Source organism: Vibrio orientalis CIP 102891 = ATCC 33934 (assembly GCF_000176235.1).
GTDB classification, from domain to species: Bacteria; Pseudomonadota; Gammaproteobacteria; order Enterobacterales; family Vibrionaceae; genus Vibrio; species Vibrio orientalis.
This window is the reverse complement of record NZ_ACZV01000005.1, coordinates 1,726,320-1,743,348: the sequence shown is the minus strand read 5'-3', so window position 1 is coordinate 1,743,348 and position 17,029 is coordinate 1,726,320. Positions and strand designations below refer to the sequence as shown.

Below are 17,029 nucleotides of genomic sequence, written 5' to 3'. Positions count from 1 at the left end.
TTAGGAGAAGGTTATGCATCCTGCATTATGGGTAAGTAAAACGGGCTTAGATGCTCAACAGACCAATATTTCAACGATTTCAAACAACCTAGCGAACGCATCGACCGTCGGCTACAAGAAAAGCCGCGCGGTATTTGAAGATTTGTTCTATCAAAATATCAATCAACCTGGTGGTCAATCTTCGCAAAACACGGAACTTCCAAGCGGTTTGATGCTAGGTGCGGGTTCGAAGGTTGTGGCAACCCAAAAGGTTCATACCCAAGGTAACACCCAGACGACCAACAACAGTCTCGATATGATGATTGAAGGTGATGGCTTCTTCCAGATCTTAATGCCAGATGGCAACATTGGTTACAGCCGTAATGGTCAATTCACCGTCAATGACGAAGGCGTTATCGTAACGTCGGGTGCAGGCTATGCGCTTGAGCCCGAAATTGCCATTCCAGAAGATGCGCAGAGCATTACGATTGGTACTGATGGTGAAGTATCAGTACGTATTCGTGGTCAGCAGGACAACCAAGTGGTTGGTCAAATTGCCACGGTAGATTTTGTTAACCCAGGTGGTCTTGAGCCCATTGGTCAGAACCTCTATATGGCAACAGGTGCAAGTGGCGACCCTCAAGAAGGCGTTCCTGGATTTGATGGATTTGGTGATGTTCGCCAGTCGATGCTGGAAACATCCAACGTTAACGTTACCGAAGAGCTGGTTAATATGATTGAAGCTCAGCGTGTGTACGAAATGAATTCTAAAGTCATCTCTGCAGTCGACAAGATGATGAGCTTTGTTAACCAACAGCTTTAATCTAGTTGGAAGAGGGTAGAGAGATGAATCGATTACTAGCCATGCTGTTGGGTATTGCCACTTTATCTGGTTGTACGCTTATGCAGCCGCCAATTGAAACGCCAGATGTCGTTCAAGGTACAACAACGGTTGATGCTGTTGAAGGTGATAAGTCGAGTGATGGCGAGTCTGGCGTCATTGATACGCTGCGCGGCAGAAATGACCCTGTATCTGGTGACCCTGCTTGGTCTCCGATCCACCCTAAGCACCAACCAGAGCATTATGCGGCAGAAACTGGTTCTTTGTTTAACAGTGGCCGTGCATCCAGTCTATATGATGATTCTAAGCCACGTGGTATTGGTGACATTATTACTGTCACACTAGATGAAAGCACCAATGCGTCTAAGAGTTCAGACGCTGACTTATCGAAGAACAATGATGCGACGATGGATCCACTGGAGGTTGGTGGTCAGCAGCTTAACATCGGTGACTACAACTTTTCATACAACCTTAGCAACGACAATTCATTCAGCGGCAGTGCTGCGGCTAACCAAAGCAACAGCTTATCTGGCTCAATTACCGTCGAAGTTATCGAGGTATTAGCTAACGGTAACCTGGTGATTCGTGGCGAGAAGTGGCTGACATTAAACACAGGTGATGAATATATTCGATTAAGTGGCACCATCCGCCCTGACGATATCGATTATCAAAATACCATTGCCTCAACCCGTATTTCTAACGCTAGAATTCAGTACTCTGGCACGGGTACACAACAAGATATGCAAGAACCTGGATTCTTGGCACGATTCTTTAATGTCTCTCTCTAATCCCAGCTAATGCCGCTTTTTTGGCACAAATACAAAGCTGGTTGAGTGTAGAGTAAAGGTACGGTTATGAAAAAGTGGTTTCTCCTTGTTACAAGTCTGCTGTTTATCGCGACACACACGCACGCAGCACGCATTAAAGACGTTTCGCAAGTAGCGGGCGTACGTAGTAACCAATTGGTTGGCTACGGCTTGGTAACAGGCTTACCGGGAACAGGTGAATCCACGCCATTTACCGATCAAAGTTTTAATGCCATGTTGCAAAACTTTGGTATCCAGATGCCGCCAGGTACTAAGCCAAAGTCGAAAAACGTTGCCGCTGTTATTGTGACGGCTGAGCTACCGGCCTTTTCTAAACAAGGTCAAACTATTGATGTAACTGTCTCTTCAATTGGCTCTGCTAAAAGCCTACGTGGCGGCACGCTTATGCAAACCATGCTCAAAGGTCTTGATGGGCAAATCTATGCCGTCGCACAAGGTAACCTTGTAGTCAGTGGTTTTAGTGCAACGGGTGCGGACGGTTCTAAAATTGTCGGTAACAACCCAACAGCGGGCATGATTTCTAATGGTGCGATGGTCGAGCGAGAAATTCCTACCCCATTTAGCCGCGGCGACTACATTACTTTTAATCTACTTGAGTCTGACTTCACAACCGCGCAGCGTATGGCAGATGCAGTAAACAACTTCCTTGGTCCGCAGATGGCTTCAGCGATTGATGCGACCTCGGTTAAGGTTCGCGCGCCGCGTGATATTACCCAACGTGTCGCTTTCTTATCTGCGATTGAGAACCTTGAGTTTAATCCTGCGGAAGGTTCAGCAAAAATCATCGTTAACTCTCGCACAGGAACGATCGTGGTGGGTAAACATGTTCGCTTGAAGCCCGCAGCCGTGACTCATGGCGGAATGACGGTTGCGATCAAAGAGAATCTTAATGTCAGTCAGCCGAATGCCTTTGGTGGCGGAGAAACGGTTGTTGTACCTGATACTGACATCGAAGTGACTGAAGAGCAGGGCAAGATGTTCAAATTCGAACCTGGCCTAACGCTAGATGATTTGGTCCGCGCCGTGAATGAAGTGGGCGCAGCTCCTTCTGACTTGATGGCTATCTTGCAAGCATTGAAGCAAGCAGGCGCTATTGAAGGTCAATTGATCGTTATCTAAGGGAGTAGAGTAATGATTAATAATGGCAATGATATTGGTTTTATCCACGATATCGCTGGGCTAGATAAGCTTCGTCAAAAAGCGGTAGACGGCGATGAAACGAGTGAAAAAGCGGCATTGACTGCGGCGGCTAAACAGTTTGAAGCGATTTTCACCTCAATGTTATTTAAGTCGATGCGTGATGCTAACTCGACGTTTGAATCGGGCTTGATGGACAGCCAGAATCAGCAATTTTATCGTCAGATGATGGATGAACAAATGTCGAGTGAATTGAGCGCGTCAGGCTCTCTTGGTTTGGCAGATATGATCGTTGCGCAGCTAACCTCTGGCAGTGTCGAGAACCAAAATGCCAACGCACGAAATACTGATTTCGAAGCGATGATGCAGAAAGTTGATCGCATTCGCCAAGAGCGCGTTGATAGCACGACGGTCATTCAATCAGAGCAAACTGAGCCATCACGATTTAATTCTCCAGAGTCATTTGTTAGTTCGATGAAGCCTTATGCAGAAAAAGCGGCCAGAGCTCTTGGGGTTGACTCTTCACTACTTCTTGCTCAAGCAGCGCTTGAAACAGGCTGGGGGCAGAAGGTGATTAATAACTCTCGTGGTAGCAGTAACAACTTATTTAATATTAAAGCCGACAGAAGTTGGAGTGGCGATAAGGTGGCAACTCAAACTCTGGAATACCACCAAGGTGTACCAGTTAAAGAGCAAGCAGCCTTCCGTTCATATCAAAACTATGAAGATAGCTTTAATGACTATGTTCGTTTCCTAAATGAAAATCCGCGTTATACAACGGCACTGCGCCATGGTGGCAATAACGAAGAGTTTATTCGTGGAATTCACCAAGCAGGCTATGCAACAGACCCAAGTTACGCTGATAAAGTACTAAGGGTTAAAGCGAAAATTGACCAGATGTAGCAACAGACTCACCTAAGGGTGAGTTTTTTGTTGGAAGAGAAAAGTCGTTGCTCCGATATACGAGCTTACTCCTCAGGGAAAATGTCATTCCATAGAGCGACGAAGGAGTGAGTAGGGAATCTGCCCACTCTTCATTTCAATCTTACAGAGATCCCCAACTCGCTCGTTCCTCACTCTTGAGGATGACATATAGATACACAACTTGGGTGATTCTAAATACTCCAACTGCCCCCTAATGGCACATATATTGCTTTTAGTTAAACAGATGTTCAGTTAATACTGATTTATATAGGTTTATTGGGGGCAATATGGCGTCTGATCTTCTGAATCTTGGTGCGCAAAGCGTACTGACGGCTCAGAGACAACTCAACACCACTGGTCATAACATCTCTAATGTAAATACAGAGGGTTATAGCCGTCAGTCGGTGATACAAGGCACAAACATGCCGCGTCAATACGGTGGGGAAACCTACGGTATGGGCGTACATGTGGACAAAGTTCGCCGCTCTTGGGATCAGTTTGCCGTTAACGAGCTTAATGTCTCGACCACTAGCCATGCCAATAAAATCGACGATGAAGCGAACTTGGAAATGTTATCCAACATGCTGTCATCTGTGTCCTCGAAGAAAATCCCAGAAAATTTAAACGAATGGTTTGATGGCGTTAAGTCGTTAGCCGATAGTCCCAACGACGTTGGTGCTCGTAAAGTGGTGCTTGAAAAAGCTAACCTCATTACCCAAAACCTTAATGACTTCCATGAAACTATTCGACACCAGTCAGATGTGACGAATAAGAAGCTTGATTTAGGTATCGAACGCGTTAACCAACTTGCGGTTGAAATTCGTGACTTGCACCGTTTGATGATGCGTACACCAGGCCCTCATAACGACTTAATGGATACGCATGAGAAATTAATCGCGGAGCTATCTGAATACACCAAAGTGACGGTAACGCCCCGTAAAAATGCTGAAGGTTTTAATGTCCATATTGGTAATGGCCACACGTTAGTTTCGGGCACCGAATCCAGTGAATTGAAAATGATCGATGGCTACCCGGATGTTCATCAGCGTCGTTTAGCGATGATTGAAGGCAAGGGCATCAAAGCGATTACCACTAAAGATATCGACGGCAAACTGGGTTCGATGCTCTCGATGCGTGATGAAAAAATCCCGCAGCTAATGGATGAGTTAGGTAAGCTGGCAACCTCATTTTCCTATGAAGTAAATAAGTTACAATCGCAAGGTTTAGACTTGCGCGGTAACATCGGTGGGCTGATGTTTACCGATGTGAACTCAGACATTGTTGCTGAATCTCGCGTTGTGACTTCATCAAATTCAAAAGCAGATCTAGCGGTATACATCGAAGATACCAATCAGCTTATCGGTGGTGAATATTCACTCCAATACAGTGGCGGTGACTACTACATTACTCGCCCAAGTGGTGAGCAGTTTATCGTGCCGGTGGTCGACAATGCCATTAGCTTAGATGGGATTCGAATCGATATTCGTAACGATCTGGAGTCTGGCGAGCGCGTGCTATTAAGACCGACGCGAAGTGGCGCTGCACAAATGAGGGTGGAAACCAATGACCCTAGTGCGATCGCGGCTCAAAGCTACGAAGCCTCAACCACTTTTGCGCAAGGCACGGCCAAATTTAATATTGCTCAGGCAGGCGCTCTTAGAGAGTTCGAAGTGGTGATTTCACCAGACGGTAAGCAGTTCGCTGTGACTGATACGAAAGGTAAAGTGTTACTGCAACCTCAAGACTATCCACCTACAGGTGCCGTGACTGTGCAAGGCACGTCATTTGAGCTAACGGGCGGCGCATTGCCCAACGATAAGTTCACGGCAAACCTTGTCCCTTCTGAAGGTGACAACGGCAACTTGCTAAAAATGCAAAATATTCAGACCGATAAAAAACTGAATGGCGGTGAATCGACCATTTTAGATATCTACCACAACTTGAATACGGATGTGGGCCTGCAAATGTCGACAGCATCGCGTCTAACGGATGTGTCGCGCCTAGAAAAAGAAGCGGCTCAAGAGAGGGTTGCATCGATAGCGGGTGTCAACTTGGATGAAGAAGCAGCAAATATGATGAAGTTTCAGCAAGCTTATATGGCTTCTTCGCGCATCATGCAGGCGGCAAATGACACCTTTAATACCATTCTGGCGTTGAGATAGGGAGGCGTAAATGTTGAATCGAATTTCTAGCTTCCATAACTACCAATCAGTACAGAATGATTTGCGTCGTTCTGAAGCGAAAGTGCATCACAACCAAGCGCAGCTCGCGTCTGGTAAAAAACTGATGAAAGCCAGTGATGACCCGTTGGCGACGCATTACATTCAAAATATTGGCCAACAGAAAGAACAGTTACGTCAGTATACTGATGCCATCGTACTGACGCGAAATCGACTCGAGCACCATGAAGTGATCATCTCCAACGCAGAAGAGTTTACCGATGATGCGAAGCGTACAGTGATGGAAATGATTAACGGCTCGCTTTCACCAGAAGATCGATTAGCTAAGCGTCGAGAAATCGAAGAGTTGGCCAATAACTTCCTTAACTTGGTCAATGTCCAAGACGAGTCGGGTAACTATATCTTTGCCGGAACTAAGCCTAAGAATCAGCCATTTTTCCGTGATAAAGATGGTGACGTGACTTACGCAGGGGATGATTACCAACGCAAGATGAAAATCTCTAATAGCTTAGAAATGCCAATTAACAATCCTGGCAGTAAGTTGTTTATGGAGATTGATAACCCTTTTGGTAGCTACGAACCTCAGTACAACTTAAAAGAGGCTTCAGAGCTATTACTAGAGCGTGCAATCAATACAAACCCTGATGATCAGTCTGAATATAAAGTGACGTTTGTTGATATGCCCGACGGTAAATATGGTTATCAGCTTGAGCGTGATGGCTCAGTAGTAAAAGCGGACGTTTTCAATCCTGCTGAAGGCATCAAATTTGAAGAGCTGACGATTCAGGTTAAAGGTCAACTTACCAAAGGTGATGAAATTACCTTAGACCGCCGAGATACATACAGCATATTCGATACCTTTAAAGAGGCGATGAACTTGTCTTCAGGCTCGGTATCGGATTCGTCAAATACCGCTAAGCTCCACCAGATCACTCAAGAGTTTCATGCGGCTTTTATCCACCTAAACAAAGCCAGAACGGATGTGGGTGCTCGCCTTAGTACATTAGATATTCAGGAAGAGCAGCACGAAGACTTCAAAATGACCTTAGCCAAGTCTAAGAGTAACTTTGAAGACTTGGATTATGCGGATGCCATTATTGAGTTCAATGAAAATTCAAGAGCTTTGCAAGCTTCACAGCAAGCTTTCGGTAAAACAAAAGATTTAACGCTATTCAATTATATCTAAGCTCTACGCCTTATGTGCAACGCCTTAAGTGCGAGCTAGAAAATTGAGTAGCATCACCAGCGGCTTTGAAAGGGGCAAGTGGTGGCAAAGTAAGCGGCAAACCGATTGCCGCTGCCTAAGAACGGTAAACAAGTAAGCGTAATTAATTGTCGGTGTTTAGTTTAAGTTGCTGATATTAAATAACTTAAAAAGTGTTTCGTTACGGTTTTTAAAGTTGGCACGCTACTTGAATTAATCAAATCAGAGTTTAAACAACAAGCTTCGAGTTGGTGATATTCCGACTTAGCTACGAATTTACGGTCAGTGCTTCCAAATGAGACAAAGCTGGCCGCTTCGCAAGCAGTTGCGAACTCAATAGGAGAGCAAACTATGACCATAACAGTAAATACTAACGTTTCGGCGATGACCGCTCAGCGTTACTTAAATAAAGCGACCGGCGACCTTAATACTTCGATGGAACGCTTATCATCAGGCCAGCAAATCAACAGTGCGAAAGATGACGCTGCGGGTCTACAGATTTCGAACCGATTAACGGCTCAGTCTCGTGGTCTAGATGTGGCAATGCGTAACGCAAATGACGGTATTTCCATTGCTCAAACGGCAGAAGGTGCGATGAACGAATCGACATCTATCCTGCAACGTATTCGAGACCTATCGCTACAGTCTGCAAACGGCACGAACTCGGCGTCAGAGCGCCAAGCGTTACATGAAGAAGTTGCAGCGCTGCAAGACGAATTAAACCGTATCGCAGAGACAACCTCTTTTGGTGGTCGTAAGCTACTTAACGGTTCATTTGGTGAAGCATCATTCCAGATCGGTGCAAGTTCTGGTGAGGCAATCATCATGGGCCTAACTAGCGTGCGTGCAGATGATTTCCGTATGGGTGGTCAGTCATTTATTTCTGCGCCAGAAAACGCGAAAGATAAAGATTGGGGTGTGCCACCAACGGCCAAAGATCTTAAGTTTGAATTCACGACTAAAGATGGTGAAGCAGTAACACTAGATATCATTGCTAAAGAAGGTGATGATATCGAAGAAGTTGCAACATACATTAACGGTCAAACAGATAAGTTAAAAGCGTCTGTCGATGAAGATGGTCGCCTGCAAATCTTTGCCGCTGAACCAAACCTTGAAGGTAACTTGAATATCTCCGGTGGTCTCGCTGGTGAACTGGGCCTTACTGGTGGTGCAGGTGTTAACACAACGGTTCAGAACATCGATGTAAACACAGTCGGTGGCGCTCAAAATGCCGTTGGTATTGTTGATGCTGCGCTTAAGTATGTTGATTCCCAGCGAGCGGATCTTGGTGCGAAACAAAACCGCCTAAGCCACAGTATCAACAACTTGGCTAACATCCAAGAGAACGTTGAAGCATCAAACAGCCGTATTCGTGATACAGATTTCGCGAAAGAAACAACGGCAATGACGAAAGCACAAATTCTGCAACAAGCGGGTACTTCGATACTTGCTCAAGCAAAACAGTTGCCAAACTCTGCAATGACACTATTGCAATAGTAGTCAATACCTTCACTAGCAGTAACCTAGACGTAGGGTTAGGTGAAGGGATGACGGCAAACATAGGTGATGAAAATATAGAACTCTCTCTCATACCTGTTCTATAACCGAATCACTTATGTAAACGACAACCAGGCTGTGATCATTTCTCTCGATCTCCAACGGCATTGGTTGTCAAATAGCCCCGGTTCTCTCAAAGGAAGGTATGACTAATTAGTTATACTTGGGGCTACCTCTTTCTCACGCCTTGCTCTTTAAAACGGAGCAGGGCGTTTTCTCGTTTAGGGCGCTCGAAACTCGCCACGAGTCTCTTACTATTGCTTCTATAACTTGCGTTGTTTAGGTGCTCATCGCCTGAGCAGGTACCCGACCGATAGTGGCAAAACTTTAGCATCTAATTTCATATTTATTTGTTTCGTCATGTTTTCAATGAAATAGCTATGACGTGACTGAATTTTCCCCATTTTGCTCTAAAGTTCATCAATTCACTGTCGTTATAAAGGGTACTTTGAGAGAACTCATTGGTTTTCCGAGACGTCGGAAACCTTTCGGATACTCCGGTAAATGGAAAATCAATAGGAGAACCACTATGGCGGTTAATGTAAATACAAACGTTTCTGCAATGACAGCTCAGCGTTATTTAAACAGTGCAAACTCAGCGCAGCAAACATCAATGGAAAGACTATCTTCTGGCTTTAAGATCAATAGTGCAAAAGACGATGCAGCGGGTATGCAAATCTCGAATCGATTGAATGTTCAAAGCCGTGGTCTAGATGTCGCAGTACGAAATGCAAATGACGGTATTTCGATGGCGCAAACCGCTGAAGGTGCGATGAACGAAACAACCAACATTCTGCAACGTATGCGTGACTTGTCACTGCAATCGGCGAATGGTTCTAACTCGAAGTCAGAGCGTGTTGCTATCCAAGAGGAAGTCACTGCACTAAATGATGAGCTAAATCGAATCGCTGAAACAACCTCTTTTGGTGGTAATAAGCTACTAAACGGTACGTTTGCAACCAAGTCGTTCCAGATTGGTGCTGACAACGGTGAGGCGGTAATGCTAACCATGAACAACATGCGTAGTGATAACGTGATGATGGGTGGTAACAGCTACGTGGCAGCGAATGGCCAAGGTAAAGATTGGTCGGTGCAAGCAGGGGCTAACGATCTAACGATTTCTCTAACTGACAAGTTTGGCGGAGCGCAAAATATCACTATCAATGCCAAAGAAGGTGATGATATTGAAGAACTCGCGACTTACATCAACGGTCAAACCGACCTTGTTAAAGCATCGGTTGGCGAAGAGGGTAACCTACAGCTATTTACCGACAATAATAAAGTTGATGGCGCAGCAACATTTGGCGGCTCTCTAGCTGGCGAGTTAAGCTTTGGTGCAGCTCAAGCTGTTACGGTTGATACTATTGATGTTACGTCAGTAGCTGGGGCTCAGGAGTCAGTTGCAATCGTAGATGCCGCACTGAAGTTTGTGGATAGCCACCGTGCAGAGCTTGGTGCATTCCAAAATCGTTTCAATCATGCGATCAACAACTTAGAGAACATTAACGAGAATGTAAATGCCTCTAATAGCCGCATCAAAGACACTGACTTTGCAAAAGAAACAACAGCATTGACTAAGTCTCAGATCCTTACTCAAGCTTCTAGTTCTGTTCTTGCACAAGCAAAGCAAGCGCCCAACTCAGCGTTGGGGCTTTTAGGCTAAAGAGCTGAATTCTTTAGAAACTAATAAAGTCATGACTTAAGTGAAAACCCAGCTTCGGCTGGGTTTTGTTTTTTATGCGATTTAGAAGTCGTCTGGATTCTGGTTACGGAATGGCTTGTAGTCTTTAAATCGGAGAGTCATTTTCGATAGATAAAAGAAAACCCAGCTAAAAAGCTGGGTTTCTTAATGATGGTGCGGTCGGAGAGACTTGAACTCTCACACCTTGCGGCGCCAGAACCTAAATCTGGTGCGTCTACCAATTCCGCCACGACCGCGTATCTAACATCATTGAGAGAATTGGTAAAACCTCAACGATACTTCCTAATTAAAGGAAGACTAAAACCAGTTAAGTTATAAAACTGATTTTTTTGAATAGTGGCAGGTCTACCTGGATTCGAACCAGGGAATGGCGGCATCAAAAGCCGCTGCCTTACCGCTTGGCGATAGACCTGCAGGCATAGTCAAAAGACTATTCAACTTATGGTGCGGTCGGAGAGACTTGAACTCTCACACCTTGCGGCGCCAGAACCTAAATCTGGTGCGTCTACCAATTCCGCCACGACCGCATAAGTTGTTTATTTTAGATGATTTCAAGATGGTGCGGTCGGAGAGACTTGAACTCTCACACCTTGCGGCGCCAGAACCTAAATCTGGTGCGTCTACCAATTCCGCCACGACCGCATCTTGAATCTATCTAAATCATTACTGATTAATTGGTAAAAACCAGTAACGTTCCCTTTTAAAGGGGAATAAATGGTGGCTACGACGGGATTCGAACCTGTGACCCCATCATTATGAGTGATGTGCTCTAACCAGCTGAGCTACGTAGCCATCTTAAGGAACAATAGAAAGGTTTTCTACAGTGCCTAAAAATAATGGCAGGTCTACCTGGATTCGAACCAGGGGATGGCGGCATCAAAAGCCGCTGCCTTACCGCTTGGCGATAGACCTGCAGTGCGATAGTTAAAAACTATCTTGAAGTTTAGATGGTGCGGTCGGAGAGACTTGAACTCTCACACCTTGCGGCGCCAGAACCTAAATCTGGTGCGTCTACCAATTCCGCCACGACCGCGTATCTAACATCATTGAGAGAATTGGTAAAACCTCAACGATACTTCCTAATTAAAGGAAGACTAAAACCAGTTAAGTTATAAAACTGATTTTTTGAATAGTGGTTGGCTACTTAGAACCGAACCAGGGACAATAGATGGGGCATCAAATGCTGTTATCCACTGTACCTATAAATAGTGGCAGGTCTACCTGGATTCGAACCAGGGAATGGCGGCATCAAAAGCCGCTGCCTTACCGCTTGGCGATAGACCTGCAGGCATAGTCAAAAGACTATTCAACTTATGGTGCGGTCGGAGAGACTTGAACTCTCACACCTTGCGGCGCCAGAACCTAAATCTGGTGCGTCTACCAATTCCGCCACGACCGCATAAGTTGTTTATTTTAGATGATTTCAAGATGGTGCGGTCGGAGAGACTTGAACTCTCACACCTTGCGGCGCCAGAACCTAAATCTGGTGCGTCTACCAATTCCGCCACGACCGCATCTTGAATCTATCTAAATCATTACTGATTAATTGGTAAAAACCAGTAATGTTCCCTTTTAAAGGGGAATAAATGGTGGCTACGACGGGATTCGAACCTGTGACCCCATCATTATGAGTGATGTGCTCTAACCAGCTGAGCTACGTAGCCATCTTTTTGAGCGAGACAATATAAACCTTCGCGCTCTATGTGACAACCCTTTTTGTAAAAGGACTTCCACTTTGAATATGGCAGGTCTACCTGGATTCGAACCAGGGAATGGCGGCATCAAAAGCCGCTGCCTTACCGCTTGGCGATAGACCTGCAGACGATAATCAATAAAGATCATCTTTCTTCTAATCAGAAGAGAAAACATGGTGCGGTCGGAGAGACTTGAACTCTCACACCTTGCGGCGCCAGAACCTAAATCTGGTGCGTCTACCAATTCCGCCACGACCGCATCTATTCCTAATTACTTTCGAAAAAGCATTTAGGAATGGTGGCTACGACGGGATTCGAACCTGTGACCCCATCATTATGAGTGATGTGCTCTAACCAGCTGAGCTACGTAGCCATTACCATGTTTTTTGCTCTCAACAACGTGTTGCCTTATTGTTGGGAACGGCGCGCATTATGCGAAGTTGAGTGAGATCCGTCAATAGTTTTTTTGAATAAATTAGTCAAAATGGCTCGTTCGGTTTCTTTTTAGACAAAGAGGCGTGTTAATGGTCGAAAACCGATAACAAAATGACATTCATCAAGGATCTTTACTAATTGGGGATTTAGCGAATAACAAAAAAAGCCAGCATGTCTGCTGGCTTTAAACTCAATGACTTGAGTGAGATTTATACGTTGAAGCGGAAGTGAACAACATCGCCATCTTTAACGATGTATTCTTTGCCTTCTAGACGCCATTTACCTGCGTCTTTTGCACCACTTTCACCGTTGTATTGAATGAAGTCGTCGTAACCAACAACTTCAGCACGGATGAAGCCTTTTTCGAAGTCTGTGTGGATCTTACCTGCTGCTTGTGGCGCTGTTGCACCCACAGGGATTGTCCAAGCACGTACTTCTTTAACACCTGCAGTGAAGTAAGTGTGTAGAGTAAGTAGCTCATAACCTGAACGGATCACACGGTTAAGACCAGGTTCTTCAATGCCCATGTCAGCAAGGAACTCTTCGCGGTCTTCGTCATCTAGCTCTGAAAGCTCTGATTCAATTGCAGCACATACTGCTACAACCACGTTGTTCTCTTTCTCTGCGTAGTCACGAACTGCGTCAAGATATGGGTTATCTTCAAAACCATCTTCATTAACGTTAGCAATGTACATGGTTGGCTTAAGCGTTAGGAAGTTTAGGTAACCTACTGCCGCAAGTTCTTCTTTAGAAAGCTCAACGGTACGTGCCATGCCACCTTCAGTTAGAACTGGAAGTAGTTTTTCGAGTACAGTCAGTTCAAACTTAGCGTCTTTGTCGCCGCCTTTAGCTTTTTTTGCGTTACGTTGGATAGCACGCTCACAAGAGTCTAGGTCAGCCATTGCAAGCTCAAGGTTGATAACCTCGATGTCTTCGATTGGCGATACCTTACCTGCAACGTGAACGATGTTTTCGTTTTCAAAACAACGAACAACGTGACCAATCGCGTCAGTTTCACGGATGTTTGCTAGGAATTTGTTACCTAGGCCTTCACCGCGTGATGCACCTGCAACTAGACCTGCGATATCTACGAATTCCATCGTAGTTGGCAGTACTTTCTGTGGGTTTACGATTTTCGCTAGTGCGTCTAGACGAAGATCTGGCACAGGTACAACCCCTGTGTTTGGTTCGATAGTACAGAAAGGGAAGTTTGCTGCTTCGATGCCTGCTTTAGTAAGTGCGTTAAACAGAGTTGATTTACCAACGTTTGGTAGACCAACGATGCCACATTTAAAACCCATGATAGTAACCTTATTCAGCTTTGAACGTGTGTAGACGGTTTTGTGCTTTTGATAGACCATCCTTAATTAGGATATCTAAACAGCGAACAGACTCATCTGCAGCTGCATCAAGAAGCTCTTGCTCTTTTGCCGGCGCTTTGCCTAGAACAAAACCGGCTACTTTATCTTTGTGCCCCGGATGGCCAATGCCGATGCGGAGACGATAGAAATCTTTGTTGTTTCCAAGTTTACTGATGGTGTCGCGAAGGCCGTTGTGACCGCCGTGGCCGCCGCCTTTCTTAAATTTAGCAACACCAGGTGGTAAATCTAGCTCATCATGCGCGACCATGATCTCTTCTGGTTTAATTTGATAGAACTTAGCTAATGCCGCTATCGCTTTACCCGAAAGGTTCATAAATGTCGTTGGGATGAGTAGTCTAAGATCCTGTCCGTTGACCATGATGCGCCCCGTTAATCCGAAAAACTTTGCTTCGTTTTTCAAAGTAACGTTGTGTACGCGTGCCAGTTCTTCTACTACCCAAGCCCCCGCATTATGGCGAGTTCTAGCGTATTCAGGCCCAGGATTCGCTAGGCCGACAAGCAGTTTAATTGGTTGACTCAAGGTTAGGATCTCTCTTGGAATCTCAAAAAGCGCAGTATGATAGCACATAATTCTCATATCGGGCGAGATGAGGATTGACTTGAACTTTGCACCAATAAAAAAACACCCCAAGGAGGGGTGTTTTTAAAATGGATTAATCGAAAAATCGATTAGCTGAACATCGCAGAGATAGACTCTTCGTTGCTGATACGACGAATCGCTTCGGCAAGCATGCGAGATAGGCTTAGCGTGGTTACTTTGCCAGTGTCTGCCATTTCCTGAGACATAGTAATAGAGTCTGTGACGATTACTTGGTCTAGTACTGAGTTACCAATGTTCTGCGCAGCGTTACCTGAGAATACAGCGTGAGTTGCGTAAGCGAATACACGCTTAGCACCACGTTCTTTTAGCGCTTCTGCTGCTTTACATAGTGTGCCACCGGTATCGATCATGTCATCAACGATCACACAGTCACGGCCTTCAACATCACCGATTAGGTTCATTACTTCAGAAACGTTAGCACGTGGACGACGCTTATCAACGATAGCGATATCGATGTCACCTAGTGCTTTTGCTGTTGCACGAGCGCGAACAACACCACCTAGGTCAGGAGAAACAACAACAGGGTTCTCTAGACCACGAGCTTCCATATCTTCAAGAAGTACAGGTGTACCGAAGATGTTGTCTACCGGTACATCGAAGAAGCCTTGGATTTGCTCTGCGTGAAGGTCGATAGTTAGAACGCGGTCAACGCCAACGTTAGAAAGGAAATCAGCAACAACTTTTGCAGTGATTGGCACACGAGCAGAACGTACACGACGGTCTTGGCGAGCGTAACCAAAGTAAGGGATAACTGCTGTAATACGGCCCGCTGAAGCGCGGCGCATTGCGTCAATCATCACTACAAGTTCCATTAGGTTGTCGTTAGTTGGTGCACAAGTAGATTGAATGATGAAAACATCACTACCACGTACGTTTTCGTTGATTTGAACAGCGACTTCGCCGTCAGAAAAACGAGAAACAGTAGCATCACCAAGAGAGATGTATAGACGATCAGCAATACGTTGGGCTAGTTCAGGTGTAGCGTTACCAGCAAATAGCTTCATATCAGGCACGGTGGAAACCTCAGGGTTGCGTCCAGTTTTTAAATAGATTGTGTGTGGGCTAAGCGATACTTAGCCAGTCTCTCGTGCAGAGGCGAAATATTCTTGCCTTTTGCAACAAAAGCGGAGACTGTGTCGGGCAGTTCGGCTAGCGTTGTTTCGGCGTCACTTTTGCTCGAAAATTCGGCAAAAACGCACGATCCAGTGCCAGTCAATCGCGACGGCGCGTATTGTAGCAGCCAAGAAAGTTGCTTATCAACCTCTTGGTACAGCATTCGAACAATTTTTTCGCAATCGTTTCCGTAATTGCTGTCAAGAAGCGTTGCCAGTGAACGTTTTGGCGTATTTCTCGTCAGCTCCGGGTGAGTGAATATGTCTACGGTTGCAATTGATACGTTCGGTCTAACGACGAGATACCATTTTTCTTCTGGTTCTGCGCGAGTTAGCTGCTCACCAACACCTTCAGCGAAGGCGGCAAATCCGCGAGTGAACACTGGTACATCAGCCCCTAATTTTAAGCCGATTTCTGCTAGTTCATCTTCGCTAACATCGGTTTGCCACAAATGGTTTAAGGCAACTAATGTTGTTGCTGCATTCGAGGAACCACCACCAATACCGCCACCCATAGGCAAAATCTTATTGAGTTGAATATGCGCGCCATATTTACAACCACTTTTCTCTTGAAGCGCTTTTGCTGCTTTCCAAATCAGATTGTCAGTAAGTGGAACACCGGGGATTTCAGGGGATAGCGAGATTTCTCCTGATTGGTTGGCTGTGATTGTTAGATCATCGCCATGGTCAAGAAATTGAAATAGGGTTTGTAGTTCATGGTAACCATTGTCGCGGCGACCTGTAATGTAAAGGAATAGATTCAGTTTGGCAGGAGAAGGCCAGAGTGTGGTTTCTGAGATCATTCGTTGAACGTCCACTTCGAGATAACAATGTTGATAGAGGTATTACCTTGGGTGAGCTTCATCTTTTTAGGTAAAGGAAGCGCAGCTCCTAAGTGTTGAACATCTTGGTAGCTTAAGTAATCAAGTTTCCAATCTTGTGTATTCACTCGTTTAGTGAGTGAGGCCAGCGTGTTGGTTTGATTTAATTGATAGTCGTCGGCTTGGGTAGGGCGTCCTAGCATCCAGTCATTTAGCTGCTTTACAGGAATATTGAGCCCGGTGAGCTGTTTGATTAGTGCTTCAGGGGTCGGCGCCGAGAAAGTTTGACCTTCATAAGTTTCAACGGTTGCTAAAGTTGGGGTCGCATTGAGGTTTAGTACGGTTTGACCGAGGAAAGTGGTCATGCGTAATTGCGTCTCTTGACGAGAGTCTTGCCATTGAAAGTTGAGCGATTGTCTTTGCTGCGGAGCAATATAGCCGAGTTTACCAGAGGCTTGATAGTTATCGATCATCGTGAGGCGCTGTTGGTGGCTTTCCCATTCGACATTGGTTGTACTGTCTATACTTGCACAGCCCGGCAGAATCATGCTGGTCACAAGGAGTAAAAAGAACGCGCGAAAATGTGTCATCATTGGCGAATATTTATCCAGTTTTTCTCAAAGTTCGTCTTCA

General features: G+C 45.3%; 13 protein-coding genes and 14 tRNA genes. 8 read left to right on the top strand and 19 right to left on the bottom strand.

Annotated elements, in window-relative coordinates:
• The first annotated feature begins 13 nt into the window (after positions 1 to 13).
• The 8 genes from flgG to VIA_RS18585 all read left to right on the top strand — a co-directional run bounded on the left by flgG (position 14) and on the right by VIA_RS18585 (position 10,312).
• Positions 14 to 802 (top strand): flagellar basal-body rod protein FlgG, encoded by a 789-nt coding sequence (gene flgG, locus VIA_RS18620; protein ID WP_004415026.1) that lies wholly within the window; start codon positions 14 to 16, stop codon positions 800 to 802.
• Between the two features lie 23 nt (positions 803 to 825).
• Positions 826 to 1,608 (top strand): flagellar basal body L-ring protein FlgH, encoded by a 783-nt coding sequence (gene flgH / locus VIA_RS18615; protein ID WP_004415024.1) that lies wholly within the window; start codon positions 826 to 828, stop codon positions 1,606 to 1,608.
• 66 nt (positions 1,609 to 1,674) lie between these two features.
• On the top strand, positions 1,675 to 2,766 hold the full coding sequence (locus VIA_RS18610; protein ID WP_004415021.1) for a flagellar basal body P-ring protein FlgI: 1,092 nt from the start codon (positions 1,675 to 1,677) through the stop codon (positions 2,764 to 2,766).
• A 12-nt stretch (positions 2,767 to 2,778) separates the two neighbouring features.
• Positions 2,779 to 3,687 carry a flagellar assembly peptidoglycan hydrolase FlgJ gene (gene flgJ / locus VIA_RS18605; RefSeq protein ID WP_004415020.1) on the top strand — a complete coding sequence of 303 codons (909 nt, stop codon included), beginning with the start codon at positions 2,779 to 2,781 and terminating at the stop codon, positions 3,685 to 3,687.
• A gap of 308 nt (positions 3,688 to 3,995) precedes the next feature.
• A complete protein-coding gene (flgK, locus tag VIA_RS18600; protein WP_004415018.1) occupies positions 3,996 to 5,870 on the top strand; it encodes a flagellar hook-associated protein FlgK in 1,875 nt (624 codons plus the stop codon).
• A gap of 10 nt (positions 5,871 to 5,880) precedes the next feature.
• Entirely contained in the window at positions 5,881 to 7,074 is a 1,194-nt protein-coding gene (gene flgL / locus VIA_RS18595) for a flagellar hook-associated protein FlgL (RefSeq protein ID WP_004415017.1), read from the top strand.
• A gap of 369 nt (positions 7,075 to 7,443) precedes the next feature.
• A complete protein-coding gene (locus VIA_RS18590; protein ID WP_004415015.1) occupies positions 7,444 to 8,589 on the top strand; it encodes a flagellin in 1,146 nt (381 codons plus the stop codon).
• Between the two features lie 589 nt (positions 8,590 to 9,178).
• Positions 9,179 to 10,312 (top strand): flagellin, encoded by a 1,134-nt coding sequence (locus VIA_RS18585; protein ID WP_004415014.1) that lies wholly within the window; start codon positions 9,179 to 9,181, stop codon positions 10,310 to 10,312.
• 190 nt (positions 10,313 to 10,502) lie between these two features.
• On the opposite strand, the gene VIA_RS18580 is transcribed toward VIA_RS18585, so the two are convergent.
• The 19 genes from VIA_RS18580 to lolB all read right to left on the bottom strand — a co-directional run bounded on the left by VIA_RS18580 (position 10,503) and on the right by lolB (position 16,989).
• Positions 10,503 to 10,587: transfer RNA gene (locus VIA_RS18580), tRNA-Leu, on the bottom strand.
• 101 nt (positions 10,588 to 10,688) lie between these two features.
• Positions 10,689 to 10,763, bottom strand: a tRNA-Gln gene (locus tag VIA_RS18575).
• 30 nt (positions 10,764 to 10,793) lie between these two features.
• Positions 10,794 to 10,878: transfer RNA gene (locus tag VIA_RS18570), tRNA-Leu, on the bottom strand.
• A gap of 30 nt (positions 10,879 to 10,908) precedes the next feature.
• Positions 10,909 to 10,993: transfer RNA gene (locus VIA_RS18565), tRNA-Leu, on the bottom strand.
• 73 nt (positions 10,994 to 11,066) lie between these two features.
• Positions 11,067 to 11,143: transfer RNA gene (locus VIA_RS18560), tRNA-Met, on the bottom strand.
• 45 nt (positions 11,144 to 11,188) lie between these two features.
• Positions 11,189 to 11,263: transfer RNA gene (locus VIA_RS18555), tRNA-Gln, on the bottom strand.
• 36 nt (positions 11,264 to 11,299) lie between these two features.
• A tRNA-Leu gene (locus VIA_RS18550) sits at positions 11,300 to 11,384 on the bottom strand.
• 176 nt (positions 11,385 to 11,560) lie between these two features.
• Positions 11,561 to 11,635, bottom strand: a tRNA-Gln gene (locus VIA_RS18545).
• 30 nt (positions 11,636 to 11,665) lie between these two features.
• Positions 11,666 to 11,750: transfer RNA gene (locus tag VIA_RS18540), tRNA-Leu, on the bottom strand.
• A 30-nt stretch (positions 11,751 to 11,780) separates the two neighbouring features.
• Positions 11,781 to 11,865, bottom strand: a tRNA-Leu gene (locus VIA_RS18535).
• Between the two features lie 73 nt (positions 11,866 to 11,938).
• Positions 11,939 to 12,015 (bottom strand) — tRNA-Met (locus VIA_RS18530).
• Positions 12,016 to 12,093: 78 nt separating this feature from the next.
• Positions 12,094 to 12,168: transfer RNA gene (locus VIA_RS18525), tRNA-Gln, on the bottom strand.
• A 51-nt stretch (positions 12,169 to 12,219) separates the two neighbouring features.
• A tRNA-Leu gene (locus tag VIA_RS18520) sits at positions 12,220 to 12,304 on the bottom strand.
• 37 nt (positions 12,305 to 12,341) lie between these two features.
• Positions 12,342 to 12,418: transfer RNA gene (locus tag VIA_RS18515), tRNA-Met, on the bottom strand.
• A gap of 271 nt (positions 12,419 to 12,689) precedes the next feature.
• Positions 12,690 to 13,781 (bottom strand): redox-regulated ATPase YchF, encoded by a 1,092-nt coding sequence (gene ychF / locus VIA_RS18510; protein WP_004415012.1) that lies wholly within the window; start codon positions 13,779 to 13,781, stop codon positions 12,690 to 12,692.
• A 10-nt stretch (positions 13,782 to 13,791) separates the two neighbouring features.
• Positions 13,792 to 14,382, bottom strand: a complete 591-nt coding sequence (gene pth, locus VIA_RS18505; RefSeq protein ID WP_004418164.1) for an aminoacyl-tRNA hydrolase — start codon at positions 14,380 to 14,382, stop codon at positions 13,792 to 13,794.
• A gap of 149 nt (positions 14,383 to 14,531) precedes the next feature.
• Entirely contained in the window at positions 14,532 to 15,476 is a 945-nt protein-coding gene (locus VIA_RS18500; RefSeq protein WP_004415009.1) for a ribose-phosphate pyrophosphokinase, read from the bottom strand.
• A gap of 29 nt (positions 15,477 to 15,505) precedes the next feature.
• Positions 15,506 to 16,378, bottom strand: a complete 873-nt coding sequence (gene ispE, locus VIA_RS18495) for a 4-(cytidine 5'-diphospho)-2-C-methyl-D-erythritol kinase (protein ID WP_004415007.1) — start codon at positions 16,376 to 16,378, stop codon at positions 15,506 to 15,508.
• The gene (lolB, locus tag VIA_RS18490) at positions 16,375 to 16,989 is read right to left on the bottom strand and encodes a lipoprotein insertase outer membrane protein LolB (protein WP_004415004.1); all 615 of its coding nucleotides are present in this window, start codon (positions 16,987 to 16,989) and stop codon (positions 16,375 to 16,377) included. Before lolB ends, ispE begins: the two co-directional genes overlap by 4 nt.
• Positions 16,990 to 17,029: the final 40 nt, after the last annotated feature.